General features: G+C 68.2%; 15 protein-coding genes. 11 read left to right on the forward strand and 4 right to left on the reverse strand.

Features of this window, described 5'->3' with window-relative positions:
* A partial coding sequence (locus J3489_RS25905; RefSeq protein WP_207003078.1) for a formate dehydrogenase subunit delta occupies positions 1-166 on the forward strand: 166 nt, incomplete at its 5' end.
* 63 nt (positions 167-229) lie between these two features.
* Here J3489_RS25905 and J3489_RS25910 read toward each other — a convergent pair.
* Both J3489_RS25910 and J3489_RS25915 read right to left on the reverse strand, forming a co-directional pair.
* Complete coding sequence (locus J3489_RS25910) at positions 230-1,954, reverse strand: FAD-dependent monooxygenase (protein WP_207002960.1); 1,725 nt, start codon at positions 1,952-1,954, stop codon at positions 230-232.
* 156 nt (positions 1,955-2,110) lie between these two features.
* Positions 2,111-3,124 (reverse strand): cation diffusion facilitator family transporter, encoded by a 1,014-nt coding sequence (locus J3489_RS25915; protein WP_207002962.1) that lies wholly within the window; start codon positions 3,122-3,124, stop codon positions 2,111-2,113.
* 178 nt (positions 3,125-3,302) lie between these two features.
* On the opposite strand from J3489_RS25915, the gene J3489_RS25920 reads away from it, so the two are divergent.
* The 3 genes from J3489_RS25920 to J3489_RS25930 all read left to right on the forward strand — a co-directional run bounded on the left by J3489_RS25920 (position 3,303) and on the right by J3489_RS25930 (position 7,121).
* A complete protein-coding gene (locus tag J3489_RS25920) occupies positions 3,303-5,156 on the forward strand; it encodes a tetratricopeptide repeat protein (protein WP_207002965.1) in 1,854 nt (617 codons plus the stop codon).
* A gap of 191 nt (positions 5,157-5,347) precedes the next feature.
* Positions 5,348-5,869 carry a GNAT family N-acetyltransferase gene (locus J3489_RS25925; protein WP_207002967.1) on the forward strand — a complete coding sequence of 174 codons (522 nt, stop codon included), beginning with the start codon at positions 5,348-5,350 and terminating at the stop codon, positions 5,867-5,869.
* Positions 5,870-6,140: 271 nt separating this feature from the next.
* Complete coding sequence (locus J3489_RS25930; RefSeq protein WP_207002969.1) at positions 6,141-7,121, forward strand: hypothetical protein; 981 nt, start codon at positions 6,141-6,143, stop codon at positions 7,119-7,121.
* 112 nt (positions 7,122-7,233) lie between these two features.
* Here the strand turns inward: J3489_RS25930 and J3489_RS25935 are convergent, their stop codons facing one another.
* Entirely contained in the window at positions 7,234-8,403 is a 1,170-nt protein-coding gene (locus tag J3489_RS25935; protein WP_207002971.1) for a gamma-glutamyl-gamma-aminobutyrate hydrolase family protein, read from the reverse strand.
* A 254-nt stretch (positions 8,404-8,657) separates the two neighbouring features.
* Between J3489_RS25935 and J3489_RS25940 the strand changes: the two genes are divergently transcribed.
* The 7 genes from J3489_RS25940 (at position 8,658) to guaD (ending at position 18,755) form a co-directional block, all read left to right on the forward strand.
* Complete coding sequence (locus J3489_RS25940) at positions 8,658-10,037, forward strand: amidase (RefSeq protein WP_207003080.1); 1,380 nt, start codon at positions 8,658-8,660, stop codon at positions 10,035-10,037.
* Between the two features lie 141 nt (positions 10,038-10,178).
* On the forward strand, positions 10,179-10,691 hold the full coding sequence (locus J3489_RS25945) for a disulfide bond formation protein B (RefSeq protein WP_207002972.1): 513 nt from the start codon (positions 10,179-10,181) through the stop codon (positions 10,689-10,691).
* Between the two features lie 372 nt (positions 10,692-11,063).
* Positions 11,064-12,623 carry a xanthine dehydrogenase small subunit gene (gene xdhA, locus J3489_RS25950; protein WP_207002973.1) on the forward strand — a complete coding sequence of 520 codons (1,560 nt, stop codon included), beginning with the start codon at positions 11,064-11,066 and terminating at the stop codon, positions 12,621-12,623.
* Between the two features lie 79 nt (positions 12,624-12,702).
* Complete coding sequence (gene xdhB / locus J3489_RS25955; RefSeq protein WP_207002974.1) at positions 12,703-15,102, forward strand: xanthine dehydrogenase molybdopterin binding subunit; 2,400 nt, start codon at positions 12,703-12,705, stop codon at positions 15,100-15,102.
* A gap of 103 nt (positions 15,103-15,205) precedes the next feature.
* The gene (gene xdhC, locus J3489_RS25960) at positions 15,206-16,219 is read left to right on the forward strand and encodes a xanthine dehydrogenase accessory protein XdhC (protein ID WP_207002975.1); all 1,014 of its coding nucleotides are present in this window, start codon (positions 15,206-15,208) and stop codon (positions 16,217-16,219) included.
* A 91-nt stretch (positions 16,220-16,310) separates the two neighbouring features.
* Positions 16,311-17,354 carry an adenosine deaminase gene (locus J3489_RS25965; protein ID WP_207002976.1) on the forward strand — a complete coding sequence of 348 codons (1,044 nt, stop codon included), beginning with the start codon at positions 16,311-16,313 and terminating at the stop codon, positions 17,352-17,354.
* Between the two features lie 36 nt (positions 17,355-17,390).
* Positions 17,391-18,755, forward strand: a complete 1,365-nt coding sequence (gene guaD / locus J3489_RS25970; protein ID WP_207002977.1) for a guanine deaminase — start codon at positions 17,391-17,393, stop codon at positions 18,753-18,755.
* A gap of 123 nt (positions 18,756-18,878) precedes the next feature.
* Here the strand turns inward: guaD and J3489_RS25975 are convergent, their stop codons facing one another.
* Positions 18,879-20,129 (reverse strand): NAD(P)/FAD-dependent oxidoreductase, encoded by a 1,251-nt coding sequence (locus J3489_RS25975; protein WP_207002978.1) that lies wholly within the window; start codon positions 20,127-20,129, stop codon positions 18,879-18,881.
* Between the last annotated feature and the right edge of the window lie 123 nt (positions 20,130-20,252).

A 20,252-nucleotide genomic window follows, 5' to 3' on the forward strand; every position in this document is an offset into this window, starting at 1 on the left:
GCTCGCCGGCGTCGCCGATCACATTCGCCGTTTCTGGGAGCCGCGCATGCGGCGTGCGATCCTCGCGGCGCTCGATGAGCCGGACGCGGCTGCGTCGATGGCGCCGATCGTCAGGGAGGCGCTGACGAAATCGCGCGACGCGCTGACGCCGGCTGCTGCGGTTTGATGGGGTTCGACTGAAGCAACGCCAAAGCGGGAACGAAAAAAACGTGCGCCGGACAAGCCCGCCCTAGCCGTGCTCTCGCGTCCGCCCGAACCACATTTCGCAGTGGCGCAAGAGCGCGTTGCCGTCCGACGCCGGCCGGCCGCGCGCGCAAATATAACCGTCCGGCCGCACGAGATAGAACGCCGGCCGCGTGCGTCCATACGACTCGCTAAGCGAGGGCGCGCCGTCGCGGGGCGTTTCGGACACGTGCCAGATGCGCACCGCGCCCGGCAGCGCGCGTTCGAGATCCTGAGCCAGCCGGGCGAGTTCGGCGTCGAGCGCGGGCGCGGCGCGCGCCGGCGCGTCGAACGGCGTGTCGCCGTCCTGCTCCGCCGCAACCAACAGGAACAGCGAAAAGAACCCCGGGTCGTGCAAATCGAAGATGCGGCCAATGCCTGGCGCACGCCCGAGCGGACCGTCGACCACATGAACCAACGCATCAGGCGCCCGCTCACCCGCGCGCGGCCCGCCGTCGAGCACGCGTTCGAGCGAGAGCGCACTGCGCCGGTATTGCACCGACAACTCGCTGACCGTGAGCCGCGCCGCATCGCGCAGCGGCCCGAGCGTGGCGAGCACCGGCATCACGCGGTCGCGCAGCAATTTGAGCGGACCGTGTTCGGCTTCGGCCATCTGCATCATGAAGCTCGTTTGGCGCAGCACGTCGCGCTCGATCGGAAGACGCTCGGCCTGATACGTGTCGAGCAACTGATCGGGTGCGCCGCCCGACATCAGCCGCGCGAGCTTCCAGCCTAGATTGAACGCCTCCTGAATCCCCGTGTTCATCCCTTGCGCGCCGGCGGGGCTATGGACGTGGGCCGAATCGCCCGCGAGGAAAACCCGTTGCGCGCGCAACCGTTCGGCCATCCGGCTGTTCACGTGGAAATACGACGACCACGCGAGCGTATCGAGATCGAGCCGGCCATGCACGCGCCGCGCGGCAATCTGCCGGCATTCGTCGAGCGACGGCGCAGCCGCCGGCGATGCGATCGCCTGATGGGTTGCCGCGGCGTTCGCTTCCGCCGTCGTGCCGGCGACAACTGCGGCCAGCGACGGCGGGTTGTCCGCGATCAGACGATGACGCCCGCCGCCCAACGGAAACAGCCCGACGAGCCCCTCGCCCGACGCGAAAATATGAAACTCGTCGTCGGAGCAATCGGATACGGCCTGCAGATCCGCGAGCAAGAACGTCTGCTCGAACGTCTTGCCCGCAAAACCCACGCTGAGCAGATGCCGCACCGTGCTGTGCGCGCCGTCGGCGCCGATCAGATACGCCGCGTGCGCGATCTCGCTGCGGCCATCGGCATGCGACAGCACGGCCTCGACCCGCGACGCACCCGGCGTCATCCCCGTCAGCTCGACACCGCGCTCGACCGTCACGCCGAGCGTCGCCAGGTGCTCGGCCAATAGCCGCTCGGTGACGCTCTGATCGAGAAACAGAAGGTACGGATAGCGCGTCTGCAGCGGATCGAAATCGAGCCGCGCAAGCCGGTGTCCGTTCGAATAGAGATTGGCGGCCCGTGCGCGATGGCCGAGTTCGAGAAACGGCTCGACGATCCGGTGCTGCTCCAGCAATTCGAGCGTGCGCGCCTGGATGCCGATCGCGCGCGAAAACGGCGACGGCTGCGGCGACTTGTCGATCAACCGCACGGGAATGCGCGCCCGCGCCAGGCTCATCGCGGCGGCAAGCCCAGTCGGACCCGCGCCGACGATCAGCACTGGATGCGCGTTCGGGTGGACGTCGGCGCTCATGCGTGTCCTCCAACGGGCAACATCCAGCCAGTGTACGCCGCCCTCCCCGCTTGAGGCACACCCCCCCCGCGTCCCAAGGCCACTTCCTTCGGGGCGCAGGAAGTCCCCGTGGGGGACGGCCCGTAGCGGACGCCCGGATTACAGCGCTCCGTGCCCTCAATAGTCCCGGTGATCGAGCGAGCAATGATGCTCGCTCGTGCCGAGATCGACCTGCAGCGTCGCATGATGCATCGCGTACTGCTCGCGCAGCGTCCGCACGATGCCGTCGAGCACCGAATCGCCCGGGTGGCCCGCCGGCATCACGAGGTGCGCGGAAAGCGCGCTCTCCGTGGTCGACAGCGCCCAGACGTGCAGATCGTGCACGCCGGCGACGCCCGGCTGCGCCGCGAGGTAGCGCTGGATGCGCTGCGTATCGACGCCGGGAGGCACTGCGGCGAGCGCCATGTGCACGGAATCGCGCAGCAACCCCCAGGTGCCGTAGACGACCACCGCGACGACCAGGAGGCTCATGACCGGGTCGATCCACGTAAGGCCGGTCGCGAGGATCACGAGACCGCTCGCGGCCACCGCGGCCGAGATCGCCGCGTCTGCGGCCATATGCAGGAACGCGCCGCGGATGTTCAGGTCGTCCTGGTCGCCGCGCATGAAGAGCCACGCCGAGAAACCGTTGACGACGATGCCGATGGCCGCCACGACAAACACGTCGAAGCCCGCGACCGGCGCCGGATTCAGCAGCCGCTGAATCGCCTCCGCGACGATCGCGCCGCTCGCGAACAGCAGCAGCGCGGCATTGGCGAGCGAGGCGAGAATCGACGAGCTGCCGTAGCCGAACGTAAAGCGCGCCGACGGACGGCGCTTCGCCAGCCAGATCGCGCACCAGGCGAGCAGGAGGCCGAGCACGTCGGACAGATTGTGGCCGGCGTCGGCGAAGAGCGCAGTCGAGTGCGCGAGCACGCCGAAGACGACCTGCGCGACGACGATCGCGAGGTTCAGCGCGACCGCGATCGCGAACGCGCGTCCGTGACCCGGCGCGGGCGCGTGGTGATGATGGTGGTGATGTCCGCCGCCTGCGCCGTGATCGTGGCCGCCGTGCGAATGCGCCTGACGATCGTGGCTGCCGCCGCCGTGATCGTGGTCATGCGCGGGGTCGTGCGAAGGGGGTGCCGTCATGGTCGAGTCGTGGAAGGTTCGAGCGCTTCAGCCACGGTACCGCAGGATCAAGGCGTCGTCGCGACATCGGAGGGACGACCGTTCCCTTGTTATAGACCACGCGGGCCTTCGTCCGAAAGCGGGGGCGTCCCGGCGAGTGTGGGAGAATGCGGCGTTTGCCTGTCCGCATCTGCCCGTCATGGAACCCCTTTTTGACCGTGCCTACGCGGCCCACGGCGCAGGCCGGCTCGCCGACGCCGAGCGCGATTACCGCGCGGCGCTCGACGCCGATCCGGCCCACGTCGACGCGCTGCACCTGTTAGGCGTGCTGCGCCATCAGCAAGGGAAGCACGCCGAGGCGGCCGAACTGGTGCGCCGCGCGGTCGACTTGCGTCCGCACGACGCCGCCCTGCAACTGAACCTTGGCAACGCGCTGAAGGCGCTCGGCCAGCTCGACGGCGCGATCGAGCGTTTTCGCAACGCGCTCACGCTCGCGCCGGAATTTGCGCTTGCCCACTACAACCTCGGCAATGCGTACGCGGCCGCCGGCCGTCACGAAGACGCGCTGTTCGCGTTCGAAAAGTCGCTGCGCTTCAAGCCCGGCGACGCGTCGACCTTCAACAACCTCGGCAACGCCTTGCATGCGCTCGGGCGCCACGACGAGGCGATCGACGCGTTTTCGCGCGCGCTCGAGCTGCGCCCGCGGCATGCGGGCGCGCACAACAATCTCGGGATGTCGCTCGCGGCGCTCGCCCGGGCCGACGAGGCGCTCGCGCAATTTCGCGCGGCGACCGCCGCCGAGCCGCGCTTTGTCGCCGCGCACTTCAATCTCGGCAACACGCTCGATGCGATCGGCCGGCACGAAGAAGCGGTTGCGGCATTCGAGGCCGCGCTCGCGCTGCACGCGCCGTTTTCGCCGGCCCTGTTCGGGCTCGGCAACGCGCTCGCCGCGCTGGGGCGGCACGCCGAGGCGGCGCAGCGCTTCGAGCTTGCGGTCGGCCTCGATCCGACCTTCTGCCTCGCGTGGCTCAATCTCGGCACCGCGCACCATGCGCTCGGCGCGCACACCGCTGCGCTGCGCGCGTTCGACCAGGCGTTGCGGCTGCGTCCGGATCTCGCGTCCGCGCATATGAACCGCGCGCTCACGCTGCTCACGCTCGGCGATTTCACGCGCGGCTTGCCCGAATACGAATGGCGGCTGAAGGCGCTCGCCCACACGTCCGGCGCCGCAACGCCGCTGCCGCGCTGGCAAGGCGAGCCCCTGGATCAAGAAACATTGCTCGTGGAAGCCGAACAGGGCTTCGGCGACACGCTGCAATTCATCCGCTTCATGCCGCTCGTGCGCGAGCGCGCGGCGCTCGTCGTGCTGGAAGTGCAGCCCGAATTGCTGCCGCTCGTGGCGCCGCTCGCGGAAAAGTGGCGGATCAAGATGGTTGCGCGCGGCGCGCCGCGGCCGCTCGCGCACCTGCGCTGTCCGCTCCTCAGCTTGCCGTTCGCGCTCGGCATAACCGCCGACACGCTCCCCGCGCGCGCCCGGTACCTCGACGTGCCGAGGGACTATCAACGCCGCTGGCGCGGCTCGCTCGGCGGCCATGCGAAGCGCAAGATCGGCCTCGCCTGGTCGGGCCGCATTCAGGCGCGGGAGAACCGCGCGATCCCGCTGGCCGCGCTCGACCCGCTCTTCGCGCTCGAAGGCATCGACTGGATCGTGCTGCAGCCCGACTTGAGCGCCGACGAGCGCCGCGCTCTGGACACGCACCCGCGCGCCGTGTCGATTCATCGCTTCGACGAGCACATCGGCGATTTCGCCGACACGGCCGCCATCGTCGACCGGCTCGACGCGGTGGTGTCGATCGATACGTCGATTGCCCACCTCGCCGGGGCGCTCGGCAAGCCGCTGTGGCTGATGCTGCCGCTCGCCGCGGACTGGCGATGGTTCGTCGATAGCGACCGAAGCCCGTGGTATCCGAGCGCGCGTCTCGTGCGGCAGCGCACACCGGGGGCTTGGGAAGAGGTGATCGAGGCTGTCGCGCGCGAAGTGCGCGGCGCTTGACGCGCGGCGCGAGCCGCATGCATCGACGCCGGCGTGAAACCGCCGATGGTCGTCGCCAGGCGGTACGCGAGCGAAAAGCCGGCGGTCCGCACGTCCGACGGCATCTTCGCGTATTTACCCATTCGGCTCGCTGACAGCGAGCCGCGGCCAGGCAGTAAACTGGCCGCAATACGATTTTTCCATCGCTTTCGATGACACTCCCCGCGCCTATCACGTTGCGTCACGCGAGTCCCGCCGATGCGGGCCTCCTTGCTGCCATTCACGCGGCAAGCTGGCAGGCGACTTACCGGGGCATCCTGCCCGACGAATTCCTGGACGACCAGGTCGCCAACGAGCGCGCCGCGTTTTGGCACGAGCGGATGAACGCGCCCGACGACGGCCGGCGGCTCGTCCTGATCGCCGAGTTGGCGGGCGAGGCAGTGGGGTTCGTTTGCGTCGAGCGGCCGATCGGGTCGGCCTGGGGCGCGCTCCTCGACAACCTTCATGCGTTGCCGCAGCGCCAGCGGATCGGCATCGGCAAGCTGCTGATCGGCGCGGCGCAGGATTGGGCGCGTGCGTGCGGCGAATCGCAGATCCATCTGTATGTGCTCGAAGGCAATACGGCCGCGATCGCGTTCTACGAGCGCCAGGGCTGGAAGCCTGCGGGCAGGGAACCGGACCACATGGGCGGCATCGATGTGACCGCGCTGCGCTATGCGTACCGGTTGAGCTAAGCCGGATCGGCACAATGCGCGCTGCCCCTCTTAAACGCCCGTAAAAAAGGACGGTATGCGTTGGATCATGCGGCGCTTTGATTGCCCCCGACTCCCGCTCCGTTACTAAAACCAATTCAGGCTTTTTAGGACAAGTCTGATCGTCAGACGGACAGTGAACGAGCATCATCGGCTGCACATCGCGGAACTCTCTGTGCAGGCGTTTGCGAGCGCCCGTCTCGAAAGTGCCGCATCCCGATATCGTTGTATGCCACCGCTGTCAACACATCCGATGACGACCTTACCTCGCGCGGTCATTCGAGGCGCGCTCGCGTTGCCGAGAATGCGTCCCCTGGGCGATCCCACTCCGTCGTTTGGCAGCGAATGGCGATTCTCGCTGCCGCAAGTCGATTTTCGAGCCGACTTTCCCACGCTTTATGCGGCGGTTCTGGAAACCTTCTGCGTGAACCGGCGGTGGCAGACAGCCAAGCCGGACGCTCAGCGGACGGCGGAAAAGCCAACGCCCGCCCCGGCGCCGTCTGCCGAACCCGTCTCCACGGCGCCCAAAGCCGCCCCCATTTCTCCGGCGCCTCCGGTCCGGCCGATCGCGACCGCCATCCGTTCGACGCCGCGGGAGCGCAAGATCGGCGCTGCTTGCGCGCTGGCCGGCGCGGCGGTGCTCTCATGGATCGTGCTCAGCCACCTACCGCCAAGCCCCACGGAGCGGTACGCTGCCCGCGGCGGCGATGCCTCGCGCGGATCGACGGAAGGTCCCATCGAGCCCGCCGAGCCCGCGGTCCAGATCTCGACAGCTGCCGGCGCGCCGGCAACCATGGCAGCGAAGGACAAGCCCGCCACTGAACTGGCCTCGGCAGCTCCGCTGGAGCCGCTTCCGCAACCGAGCACCCACACGGACGAACACGCCCCGATGCCACGGCATCGCGCGGAACCGGCGGTGCGGCCAGAAACAGTGGTCCGCCGTCCGCCGCTCCCTGCGACGCTCCCGCCCACGGCACCTATCTACGCCGACCAACAAGCGGAGCGCGCCGCGGGCCAATCGGTCGCAGATGCATCGGCCGCGCAGCAAGAGACGTCGCAACCCGCCGCTCCCGCCGAGCCGGACTCAGAAAGCACGGCAGTCGCCGCAGCGAGGCCCGCAGCCGCCCCTGGCCGCCATGCCGCCGGTCTCCCCGGCTACGCAAAGGATACGACCTGGGTCAACCACGTCACGCATCGGCGCATCACCGATTCGCCGAACCAGTTCGGCATGTAACGCAGAGCGTCAAAGGCAAAACGGCTCGACCAAACGTCGAGCCGTTTTTTTGCGGCGGTGGCCTTATCGAGCGACAGAAACGGCCGCTCGACAAGGCCAGCCAGAACCGCGCCTAGAAGCGTGTTTCCCGCGCGACGCGCAGGAACGTGTCGAGCAGCGGCGTGCAGTCGAGCAGTTCCGGACCGCCCGCGCGATGGAACTCGGGGTGCCACTGCACGCCCACCACGAACGGCGCGCGCCGGTAGCGAACAGCCTCGATGATCCCGTCCGACGACGACACCGCCTCGATATTCAAGTCGCGGCCCAGCGTCTTCACGGCCTGGTGGTGAATCGAATTGACCACCGCTTCGCTCCGGCCGGGGAACATGCTGGCGAGCGTCGAGCCGCTGGGGAAGCGGACGGCATGGCGGTGCTGGTCGTAGTGCTCGTTGACGTGGACGCCGGCCGTCGGCACATCGGTCGCGATGTCCTGATAGAGCGAGCCGCCAAACGCGACGTTGATGAGCTGGCAGCCGCGGCAGACGCCCAGCACCGGCTTGCCGGACTCGACGAATTCGTGCAGCAGCTCGAGCTCGTACATGTCGCGCACGCGGTCGCCGGGCCATTCGGGGCGGCTCGAGGTCTCCGCGTAAGACTGCGGCGAGACGTCGGCGCCGCCTTGCAGCAGCAGGCCGTCCAGATGCTTCGCGTAGTCGCGCAAGCGGATGTTGCTCGGATGCAGCATTCCTTGATGGCCGACCGTCGGAATCATGAAGACGAGCACGTCGCGCGACATGACCCAGTGGGCGATCGACTCCTCCAGATACTGCAGCGTCTTGCCGCGCAGGCCCTTCGCGCCGGGCTCCGGGTGGAAGATGCGCGCCGATACGCCGATGCGCAGCGTGCGTTGCGTGATGCGCTGGCCGGCCCGGTCGAAGAGCCGCCGGGCGCGCGCCGCGACCGTGCGGCCCAGCACCGACCACGCCGAATCGGTTTGCCTCAGGTAGGCGGGCGGCGCGGCAGGCACCGAGCCTGGGGGCGGCGGGCGCGGCGTATCGAAATCCGGTGGCGCGCCGAAGCCGGGCGGCGGCGTGCCTTGACGCGTGGCGCTTGGCGGCGCCGCCTCGGGTTGTTCGGCGGGCGCCGGCTCCTCCGCCAGTGCGGCTGCCGCGTGATCCGGCACCTCCTGTGCCGCAGCCTCATGCGCGGCGCGCTGCGGGGCGGGATTCGAAGCCTGGGATTGACCGGTTGAAGCGGATGCAGAGCCGGGGCTACCGGCGTTGGGCGGCGTGTTTTCGCTCATGGCTTTAGGGCAGGCGCGCCTGGCACGCGAACGGTGGAGAGTGTCCCATTATCCGCTAGTGAGCGCGGCGGCCGCAAACGCGCGCTCCCTGCGCACCCGGGCCGCCCCGCCGCGAAGCCTTGCTCTACAATGCCAGCGACATCCGCCCACCCGACTTTCGAGACGACCCAGCACATGCCGGCGCACGCAAGCGCGCGTTTCGCCGCAACCGCGCCGCGCTGCGTACGGATCCCAACCGCCCCAATCTCATCGCCATGTCAGCCGACTTCACCCCGTTTGCCCCGCTCGCTCAACTCGCCGCCGATCTCGCCGCGGGCAAAACGACGAGCCGCACGCTCGTCGACGCGGCGCTCGACAGAATCGCCGAACCGTCGGGCCAAGGCTCGACCGTATTCATCGAGGTCGACGCCGACAGCGCCCGCGCCGCCGCGGACGCGCACGACCGCCTGCGCGCCGCCGGCACCGTACTCTCGCCGCTCGCGGGCATCCCGGTGTCGGTCAAGGATCTGTTCGACATCGAAGGCCAGGTCACGCGCGCCGGTTCGCGCGCGCTGGCCGGCGCCGCCCCGGCCGGCGCCGACGCCATCGCGGTCGCCCGGCTCAAGCGCGCGGGCGCGGTGATCGTCGGGCGCACGAACATGAGCGAGTTTGCGTTCTCCGGGCTCGGCCTCAATCCGCACTACGGCACGCCGCTCTCGCCGTACCGCCGCGACGTTCCGGGCGATGCGCGGGTGGCGGGCGGCTCGTCGTCGGGCGCGGCGGCATCGGTTGCCGACGGCATGGCCGCGGTCGCGCTCGGCACCGACACGGGCGGCTCGCTCCGCATCCCCGCCGCGATGTGCGGCCTGGCGGGCTTCAAGCCGACGGCCAGCCGCATTCCGAAGCAAGGCGGCGTGCCCCTCTCGAGTACGCTCGATTCGTTCGGCCCGATCGGCGTATCGGTCGCGTGCTGCGCGCTCGTCGACCGCCTGCTCGCCGGGCTCGAACCGCGCGTGCCCGCGCGCCGCCCGCTGGAAGGCGTGCGCCTCGGCGTGCTGAGCCACTACGTGACGGACGATGTCGAGCCTGCTGTGGCTGCGGCCGTCGATACCGCGCTCAAGCATCTCGAAGCAGCCGGGGCGATCGTCTCCGAGGTGCGCTTCGCGCCGCTCGACCGCTGGCAGGAAATCAACGGCATCGGCTTTTCGTCGATGCAAGCGTACGCGTGGCATCGGCCGCTGATCGAGAAGCACCGCGACATCTACGATCCGCGCGTGCTCGCCCGGATCCTGAAAGGCGAAACCGCCACGGCCGCCGACTATCTCGACCTGCTGGCCGAGCGCACCGCGCTCTTCGACGCCGCCCGGCACGCGCTATGGCAGCGCTTCGACGCGATCGTCGCGCCGACGGTGCCGATCGCTCCGCCGCGCCTCGCCGACCTCGAACACGACGACGAGACGTTCGCGCGCATCAATGCGCTCGTCCTGCGCAATCCGAGCGTGTTCAACGTGCTCGACGCGTGCGCGCTGTCGGTGCCGTGCCATGCGCGCGGCGACGCGCCGGTCGGGCTCATGCTCGCCGCCGCGCCGCATGCGGACGACGCCCTGCTCGGCATCGGCCTCGCGGTGGAACGGGTGTTGAACCCGATTCGCTGAGCGGCGCGGCATCTGACAAACACGCCGCCTGTGCGCGGCGCGGAGTCGAATTGCCGAGGTGGTGTTGATGCAAGAATTGCGTGTTCGAAAAGCGCACTAAAATCACCCGGTTCTACCCATTTCGAAATCAATTTTTCTCTCATGAACGACAACACCACGTTGCTGCGCCGCGAGCGCCGCCTCCTAGTCCTGCTGGGCCTCGTCTGCCTGGGCCTCCTGGCCGGCGCGCTCTACATGCAGTTCGTCAAGAACGAAGATCCCTGCACGCTGTGCATCATCCAGCGTTATTTCTTCGCGCTGGTCGCGTTCTTCGCGTTCTTCGGCGCGACGATGAAAGGCTGGCGCGGGGTCGCCGTGCTCGAGACGCTCATTGCCATCACCGCCGCGGCCGGCATCGCGGCGGCCGTGCGCCACGTGTACATCCAGTTGAACCCCGGCTTCAGCTGCGGCTTCGACGCGCTGCAGCCGGTCGTCGACAGCCTGCCGCCCGCGCATTGGCTGCCCGCCGTGTTCAAGGTCGGGGGCCTGTGCGAAACGGTGTATCCGCCGATTTTCGGCATCCTGCTGCCGGGCTGGGCCCTGATCGCGTTTGTGGCGATCTTCGTGCCGGTCGTCGCGAGCTTGTGGCGCCATCGGGCCCGCCGCGCGCTGTAGTGCTCGCCGGGGGCGTGCCCGGCAATCTCGCCGAGCCGTGCTTGAAGGCAGGATCCGGCCCCGGTCTGCGTGTAAACACCTAGTTTGTCTCCGCGCGCGCGCCGCCGCTGGCCGGCCTTCCTTGCGCGATCCGGCGCAAGCCTTGCCCCGCGCGGCCGTCCGCGATGTGCGCCGGATTGCCGCCACGGCGCGCGCACCGCGTCGCAAAGCTGTCATGGGCGGCGGCTGATAGCCCGCATCACCATCGCGGAATATTGTCCTGAGATGGACGGTGCTATCTTGCAACCATGGATGGCGATCTACGTGCGCGAGGCCAGAGGGCTCTCGGCCATGCGTAACGCGCGCCTGATCCGCAATGTCTCTGGATTGGCTATGACAACGCATCCCATCCGCTTCTATCATCGCGGCGCCGTCCGCGAAGTCTCCGGCGTGCCCGCGACGCGCACCGTGCTGCAGCATCTGCGCGAAGACCTCCATTGCACCGGCACCAAGGAAGGCTGCGCCGAAGGCGATTGCGGCGCGTGCACGGTCGTCGTCGGCGAGCTCGACGCGGGCGGCGCTCTGGCGCTGAAAGCGGTCAATGCCTGCATTCAGTTCCTGCCGACGCTCGACGGCCGCGCACTGTTCACCGTCGAGGACTTGCGTGCCGCCGACGGCGCGCTTCATCCGGTGCAACAGGCGCTCGTCGATTGCCACGGCTCGCAATGCGGCTTTTGCACGCCGGGCTTCGTCATGTCGATGTGGGCGCTCTACGAGAACCAGCCCGCGTCGAGCGGACTGCCGACACGCGACGAAATCAACGCCGCCCTCTCCGGCAACCTGTGCCGCTGCACCGGCTACCGGCCGATCGTCGATGCCGCGCAGAAGATGTTCGACTATCCGCAGTACCCGCGCGCGGCGTTCGATCGCGAGGCAATCGCGCGCGCGCTGCAATCGATCCAGCGCGGCGATACGTTCACCTACACCGCTGCGGACACGCGCGGCGCCGAATTCGGCACGTCCTCGTTCTGGGCGCCGGCCACGCTCGACGCGTTCGCCAAGCTGCGCGCGCAGCATCCTCGCGCGCGCGTCCTCGCGGGCAGCACGGACGTCGGCTTGTGGGTAACGAAGCAATTCCGCGATCTCGGCGACATCCTGTTCATCGGCAACGTCGCCGAATTGAAGGCGATCAAGTGCGACGGCATGACGCTCACGATCGGCGCGGCGGCCTCGCTCGAAGACGCGTATGCGGCCCTCGCCGCCGACTATCCCGAACTCGCCGAGCTGTGGACGCGCTTCGCCTCGCTGCCGATCCGCAATGCGGGCACGCTCGGCGGCAACGTGGCGAACGGCTCGCCGATCGGCGATTCAATGCCCGCGCTGATCGCGTTGAACGCGCAAGTCGTGCTGCGCCACGGCGCCGACACGCGCACGCTGCCGCTCGACGCGTTCTACCTCGGCTATCAGAAGACCGCGCTCGAACCCGGCGAATTCGTCGCCGCGATCCGCGTGCCGCGCCCCGCGCCCGATCTGCGCTTTCGCACCTACAAGGTAGCGAAGCGCTACGACCAGGACATCTCGGCCGTCTGTGCCGCCTTTGCGCTTCACGTGACGGACCGACGGATCACCGAGGCGCGCATCGCGTTCGGCGGCATGGCTGCGACGCCCAAGCGCGCGGAGCACGCCGAGGCCGCTCTCAACGGCTCGGCATGGGACGAAACGGCCGCGCGCCGCGCCATGGACGCCCTCGCGTCCGACTACCAGCCGCTCACCGATATGCGCGCGTCGAGCGCGTACCGGATGAAGGCCGCGCGCAACGTGCTGTGGCGCTTCTATCTGGAAACGCGCTGCGAAGCGCCGCTTGCGCTCGCCGACGTGAACGCGTTCGCTTTCGAAGACGCCGATGCGTTCGCCGCGGGCGCGAGCCTTGCATGGGATCAGAGTAAGCGCTGAAGCGCCAACTCGGGTCGACCGCGAAGCATGGGACCCGAGTAAGCGCTGAAGCGCCAACTCGGGTCGACAGGAGACCGCAATGAACAAGCAATCCGATGCTTTCATAGGCAATCTGCGCGGCAGCACGCCCGATGCAGTCGCAATCGGTACGTCTTTGCCGCATGAATCGGCCACGCTGCACGTCAGCGGCGAAGCGGTCTATACCGACGACATTCCGGAACTGGTCGGCACGCTGCACATGGCGCTCGGTTTGTCGCGCCACGCGCATGCGCGCGTCGTCTCGCTCGATCTGACGGCCGTGCGCGACGCGCCGGGCGTGATCGCGGTGCTGACCGCCGCCGACATCCCCGGCGAAAACAACTGCGGCCCCGTGCTGCACGACGACCCGATCCTCGCCGACGGCACCGTGCTCTATCTCGGCCAGCCGGTCTTCGCCGTGGTCGCGCAAACGCACGAACTCGCGCGGCGCGCGGCGTCGCTTGCCAAGAGCGACGAAGTCGTGCGCTACGAGCCGCTCGAACCGGTGCTGTCGGTGGCCGAGGCGAAGGCGCAAAAGCAATACGTGCTGCCCCCTTTGCACCTGACGCGCGGCACGCCGGACGCCAAGATCGCGTCGGCGCCGCACCGCGTTGCGCGCACGTTCGAAGTCGGCGGGCAGGAGCAGTTCTATCTCGAAGGGCAGGTCGCCTACGCGGTGCCCAAGGAGCTGGACGGCATGCTCGTCTACAGTTCGACGCAGCATCCGAGCGAAATGCAGCAGGTCGTCGCGCACATGCTCGGCTGGCCGACGCATAACGTCGTCTGCGAATGCCGGCGCATGGGCGGCGGCTTCGGCGGCAAGGAATCGCAATCGGCGCTGTTCGCGTGCGCCGCCGCGCTCGCGGCGCAGCTACTGCATCGCCCGGTCAAGCTGCGCGCCGACCGCGACGACGACTTCATGATCACCGGCAAGCGGCACGACGCACTCTATCAATACGAAGCGGGCTTCGACGAGCGCGGGCGCATTCTCGGCGCGCGCGTCGAGATCGCGCTGCGCGCCGGCTATTCGGCGGACTTGTCGGGCGCCGTCGCGACACGCGCCGTGTGCCATTTCGACAACGCGTACTACCTGTCCGACGTCGAGATCCTCGCGCTCGCGTGCAAGACCAACACGCAATCGAACACCGCGTTCCGCGGCTTCGGCGGCCCGCAAGGCGCGCTCGTGATGGAAGTGCTGATGGACGACATCGCGCGCGAGCTCGAGCTCGATCCGCTCGACGTGCGGCTGGCGAATTACTACGGCATCGGCGAGCGCGACCTGACGCCGTATGGGCAGCGCGTCGAGGACAACATCCTCGTGCCGCTCACCGAGGACCTGCTCGCATCGAGCGACTACCGCGCGCGCCGCGCGGCGCTTGCCGCCTTCAACGCGAAGAGCCCGGTGCTCAAGCGCGGCATCGCGATCACGCCGGTCAAGTTCGGCATCTCGTTCAACGTGCCGTTCCTGAACCAGGCGGGCGCGCTCGTGCACGTCTACAAGGACGGCTCGGTGCTCGTCAATCACGGCGGCACCGAGATGGGACAGGGGCTCAATACGAAGGTCGCGCAGGTCGTCGCGAACGAGTTCGGGCTCGCGCTTTCGCGCGTGCGCGTCTCGGCGACCGATACGTCGAAGGTCGCGAACACGTCGGCCACCGCGGCGTCGACCGGCAGCGACCTGAACGGCAAGGCCGCCGAAGCGGCCGCGCGCGCGATCCGCGAGCGGCTCGCGGCGCTCGCCGCGCAACAGCTCGGCGGCAACGCGCAAGACGTGCGCTTCGAACAAGGCAGCGTGATCGGCAACGGCGGCGCGATGCCGTTCGAGCAGCTCGTCAACGCGGCCTATCTCGCGCGCATCCAGTTGTGGTCCGACGGCTTCTACGCGACGCCGAAAGTGCACTGGGACGCCAAGACGCTGACGGGCCACCCGTTCTACTACTTCGCGTACGGCGCGGCCGTGTCGGAAGTGATCGTCGACACGCTCACGGGCGAATGGAAGCTCGTGCGCGCCGACCTGCTGCACGACGCGGGCCAGTCGATCAACCCGGCCATCGATATCGGCCAGGTCGAAGGCGGCTTCATTCAAGGCATGGGCTGGCTCACGACCGAGGAACTCTGGTGGAACCGCGACGGCCGGTTGATGACGCACGCGCCGTCGACGTACAAGATTCCCGCCGTCAGCGACACGCCCGCCGCGTTCCATGCGCGCCTCTATCGCAACGAGAACGCGGAGCCCACGGTGTTTCGCTCGAAGGCAGTCGGCGAGCCGCCGCTGTTGCTGCCGTTCTCGGTGTTTCTCGCGATCCGCGATGCGATCGCGGCCGCCGTGCCGGACGTGAAAAGCGCACCGCCCTTGCGCGCGCCGGCGACGCCCGAGGCGATCCTCGACGCGCTCGATGCGCTGCAAGCCCAGCGCGCGTCCGCCTCGCCGTCATCGGCCGCTGCCCCGGCAACGGCGTGACTTCACGACGCCTCACGCCTCGCCGCCCATGCGCGGCGAGGCGCCCCGATCAACCGCCCCCCGCACGCTTGAATTCGCGGGAGGCACCGCCTGGAGCGACCGGATGCAACCTTGGCTGCCCGATCTGCAACACCTGCTCGCGCACGGCGACGCCGCCGTGCTCGTGACGGTTGCGCGCGTCGAGGGTTCGGCGCCGCGCGAAGCCGGCACGAAGATGATCGTCACGCGCGATTCGGCGTGCCATACGATCGGCGGCGGACACCTCGAATGGCGCGCGATCGAAGTCGCGCGCCAGGTGCTCAAGGACGGCATGCGCACGCAGCGCGCGCGCCGTCTCGAGCGCTTCGCGCTCGGCCCGAGCCTCGGCCAATGCTGCGGCGGCGCGGTCGTGATCGCGTTCGAACGCCTCGACGTGGGCGACCTCGGCTGGGTGACGACGCTCGCCAAGCGCGTGCTCGCGGGCCAATCGACCGTGCGCAGCGTATCATTCGGCCCCGCGCCGGATGACGTGATGCTGTCGGACCCGGAGCCCGGCGTAGACGGCCCCGACTGCCTGCTGTGGGACGGCACCGGCTTCGACGAAAGCACTGCGCTGCTGACCGAAACCATCGCACCGCGTGACTTCGCCGTCGTGCTGTTCGGCGCGGGCCACGTGGGTGCCGCGCTCGTGCGCGTGCTCGCCACGCTGCCGTGCCACGTGCAGTGGGTCGACGAGCGCGACGCACAGTTCCCGCCGCCCGAAGCGCTGGACGGCATCCTGAACGTGACGATCGACGCCAACGACGCGCCCGACGAGGCCATCGACCGTGCCGCCCCGCACACGTATTTCATCGTCATGACGCACAACCACGCGCGCGATCTCGAGCTTGCCGAGCGCATCCTGCGGCGCCACGATTTCGCGTTCTTCGGCATGATCGGCTCGCACACGAAGCGCAAGCAGTTCGAGCATCGGCTCGCCGCGCGCGGCATCGACCCGGCGCAGATTGCGCGCATGCACTGCCCGATCGGCGTCGGAGGGATCGTCGACAAGTCGCCGGAGATCATCGCGGTGTCCACGGCGGCGCAGTTGCTGCAGGCCGTCGAAGCGAACGCTCGCCATGCTGCGAGCGGTGTTTGAAAAGGACGCAGACCGCGCCAAGCCCCAAGCATCCGGCGCGCAACCCGTCCGCCACGCCTTGAAAAAAAGCCCCTTGGAAGACCGACCGACCATGACCCCAACCCTTGCCGACAAAGCCGCTGGCGCACCGAAGGCCGAATTGCACATCCATATCGAAGGCTCGTTGGAGCCGGAGCTGATCTTCAAGCTCGCTCAACGCAACAATGTGACGCTCGCGTACGACTCGATCGACGCGCTGCGGGCCGCCTACGCGTTCACCGATCTCCAATCGTTCCTCGACATCTACTACGCGGGCGCGAGCGTGCTCTTGACCGAGCAGGACTTCTACGACATGACCGCGGCGTACGTCGAGCGCGCGCTCGCCGACAACGTCGTGCACGCCGAGATCTTCTTCGATCCGCAGACGCACACCGAACGCGGCGTCGCGATCGAAACGGTGGTGGCCGGCATCGAGCGTGCGCTCGCCGAGGCGGAGCCGCGCGGCATGACGAGCAAGCTGATCCTGTGCTTCCTGCGCCATCTGTCCGAAGACGATGCGCTCGCCACCTTCGACGCCGCCCTCCCGCTCTTCGACACCTACCCGCACCGGCTCATTGGCGTGGGTCTCGATTCGTCCGAGCGCGGCCATCCGCCGTCGAAATTCGAGCGCGTATTCGCGAAGGCGCGGGCGAAAGGGCTCAAGCTCGTCGCGCACGCGGGCGAGGAAGGGCCGCCCTCGTACATCTACGAAGCGCTCGATCTGCTGAAAGTGGACCGCGTCGACCACGGCGTGCGCAGCATCGAAGACCCGGCGCTCGTCACGCGCCTCGCCGATACGCGCGTCGCGCTCACCGTCTGCCCGCTGTCGAACCTCAAGCTGTGCGTGTTCGACGATCTGACCCAGCACACGCTGAAGGGCCTGCTCGATCGCGGCGTGGCCGTGACCGTCAACTCCGACGACCCCGCCTACTTCGGCGGCTACATCAACCAAAACTTCCTCGCGACGATCGACGCGCTGCAGCTCTCCGACGGCGACGTCTACACGATCGTGAAGAACAGCTTCGAAGCGTCGTTCATCACCGAGGCCGAGCGCGGCGCATTCGTCGCGAAGCTCGACGCTTACTGGCATAGCGGGCAACCGCATGCCGCCCCCTGACGTTCCACCCCTATTTTCGCAAGAGACGTACTAGTCATGAGTCAAACTGCACAACGTGATACCCGCGCAAAGCGCACCGCCTACCGTGCGCAACTGCTGACCTTCAAGGGCGACCCGGCGCGCTCGGCCGACGGCGCCGTGTTCGACGAAGACGGCGTGCTGATCGTCGAAGACGGCCGCGTGGTTGCCGCGGGTGCCTATTCGGCACTCGGCGGCCAGATCGCACCGGACACCCAAGTGCAGGATCTGCGCGACAAGGTGATCGTGCCGGGCTTCATCGACACGCATATTCACTATCCGCAGACGGACATGATCGCGTCTCCGGCACCGGGCCTCTTGCCGTGGCTCGAAACGTACACGTTCCCGACCGAGCGCCGCTTCGCCGATCCCGAGTACGCGGCGGACACCGCGAGCTTCTTCTGCGACGAGCTGCTCGCGTCGGGCACGACCACCGCGCTCGTCTACTGCACGGTGCACAAGGGCTCGGCGGACGCGCTCTTCACGGCGAGCGAAGCGCGCAACATGCGGATGATCGCGGGCAAGGTGTTGATGGACCGCAACTGCCCCGAGTTCCTGCGCGACACCGCGCAATCGGGCTACGACGACAGCGCCGAGCTGATCGGCCGCTGGCACAATCGCGGACGCCAGCTCTACGCGCTCACGCCGCGCTTCGCACCGACCTCGACTGAAGCGCAGCTCGAAGCGTGCGGCGTGCTTGCACGCGAGCACAAGGACGTGTTCATCCAGAGCCATGTGGCCGAGAACGTCGACGAAGTGAAGTGGGTGGCCGAGCTGTTCCCGGGGCACCGCAGCTATCTCGACATCTACGATCACTACGGCCTCCTGCGTTCGCGGGCGGTGTACGGCCACTGTATCTACCTCGACGCCGAAGACCGCAAGCGGATGGCTCAGACGAACACGGTCGCCTCGCACTGCCCGACGTCGAACTTCTTCCTCGGCAGCGGCCTCTTCGACTTCGAAAAAGCCGACGAAGCGGGCGTGCCGATCGCGCTCGCAACGGATGTCGGCGGCGGCACCTCGTTCTCGATGCTGCAGACCATGAACGAAGCGCACAAGGTCGCGCGTCTCTCCGGCTTTCACCTGACGGCGACGCGCATGTTCTGGCTCGCGACGGCGGGCGCCGCGCAGGCGCTGAATCTGGGCGACAAGATCGGTACGCTCGCGCCGCAATCGGAAGCGGACTTCATCGTGCTCGATCCGGCCGCGACGCCGCTCCTCAAGCGCCGCACGTCGCGCGGGCAGTCGCTCGAAGAGCTGCTGTTCGCGTTCGCATTGCTCGGCGACGACCGCGCCATCTTCGAAACCTATACAGCGGGACAACGCGCGCATCAGCGCGATGCGAAGCGCGAGCGGTTCGCGGCGCAAGCGGCGGCGGCATGACGTCTGCCTAACCGTCCGCGAGCAAAGTTCGATCGCGGACCGGGGGCCGGTCAGCGACAAACGGCGCTTCGAGCACGCAGCGCCGTCTTTTTAACGCCGACGTTCAAGCGTCGAACGCCGCGCTTACAGGGTCGTGCAAACCTCGTGCAGCGCCTTGAGCCGGCGCACCGGATCGGCGACGAACGGGTTCGTCTCGTCCCACGCGTAGCCCGCGAGCACGGCGCTGATCATCCGGCGAATCGACGGCGACTGATCAGGATAGAAGATGATGTCCTGCAGCTCGCCCGTGTACCAGCGGTCGACGAACGCGCGGAACGTGTCGATCCCGCGGCGCAGCGGCCGGTCGTAGCCGGCAAGCCAATCCACCGTCTCGCCGCGCAACTGGCGCTTGAGCGTTTCCACGGCCAGATGCGCGGAACGCAGCGCGATCGTCACCCCCGACGAGAACACCGGATCGAGAAACTCGCCCGCATTGCCGAGCAGCGCGTAGCCCGGGCCGTACAGGCGCTCGACGTTCGCCGCGTAACCGCCGATGTGCCGCACCGGCATCAGGAACGGCGCATCGCCGATCAGCGCGCCAAGCGTCGGCTCCGCACGGATCAGCGCGCGCAGCTGCGCTTCGCGCTCTGCCTCCTGCACGTCGAAAAACGACGCTTCCGCCACGCACCCCACCGAAGCGCGCCCTTGCGCAAGCGGAATCATCCAGTACCAGACATCGCGCCGCGCGGGATGCACCGCGATGCAGATCTTGTCGCGATCGGTGCTGCCCGCGGGCAGGCCGTCGCGCACATGCGTGAAGATCGCGGCGCGCGTCGGCATTCGCGTCGGCGACTCGAGAGCGAGCAGACGCGGGAGCACGCGGCCGAAACCGCTCGCGTCGAGCACGAAGCGCGCCTGGACCGCATACGCGCTGCCCGCTTCGTCCTGGACTTCGAGCACCGGCGCATCGCCCGTTTCGAGCGCCTGCACCGTGTGGCCGAAGCGCACCTCCGCGCCTTGCTGGGCGGCGCGGCGGATCAGGATGTCGTCGAACGCCGCGCGCTCGACCTGATAGGTCGTCCCCCAGCCTGGCGTGTGCTTGTCGCGGAAATCGAACGACGACGTCTTGTCGCCGTGCACGAAGTGCGCGCCATTCTTGTACTGAAAGCCGGCCTCGACGACGGCTTGCAGCATGTCCGCTTCTTCGAGATAGGCCATGCTCTGCGGCAGCAGGCTCTCGCCGATCGAAAAGCGCGGGAAATGCTGCCGCTCGAGCACCAGCACCGAATGGCCGGCCTTTTTCAAGAGCGCGGCAGCCACGGCGCCGGACGGCCCTGCGCCGATGATCGCGACGTCGACATCGACAGCCGCTGGTTGCGAATTGGCGTTGATCATTGCGTTCTTCGTGGTTTCAAAAGTATTCGTGGGTGATCGGTTCCCGCGGTCTCGAAGGCCATCCCTCGTCCGCGACGTTTGCCGGCAACGGCTCGCTACATCCGGCACAGCCTGCCATTACAA

This window comes from Trinickia mobilis (assembly GCF_017315705.1).
In the GTDB taxonomy this organism is placed as follows: Bacteria; Pseudomonadota; Gammaproteobacteria; order Burkholderiales; family Burkholderiaceae; genus Trinickia_A; species Trinickia_A mobilis.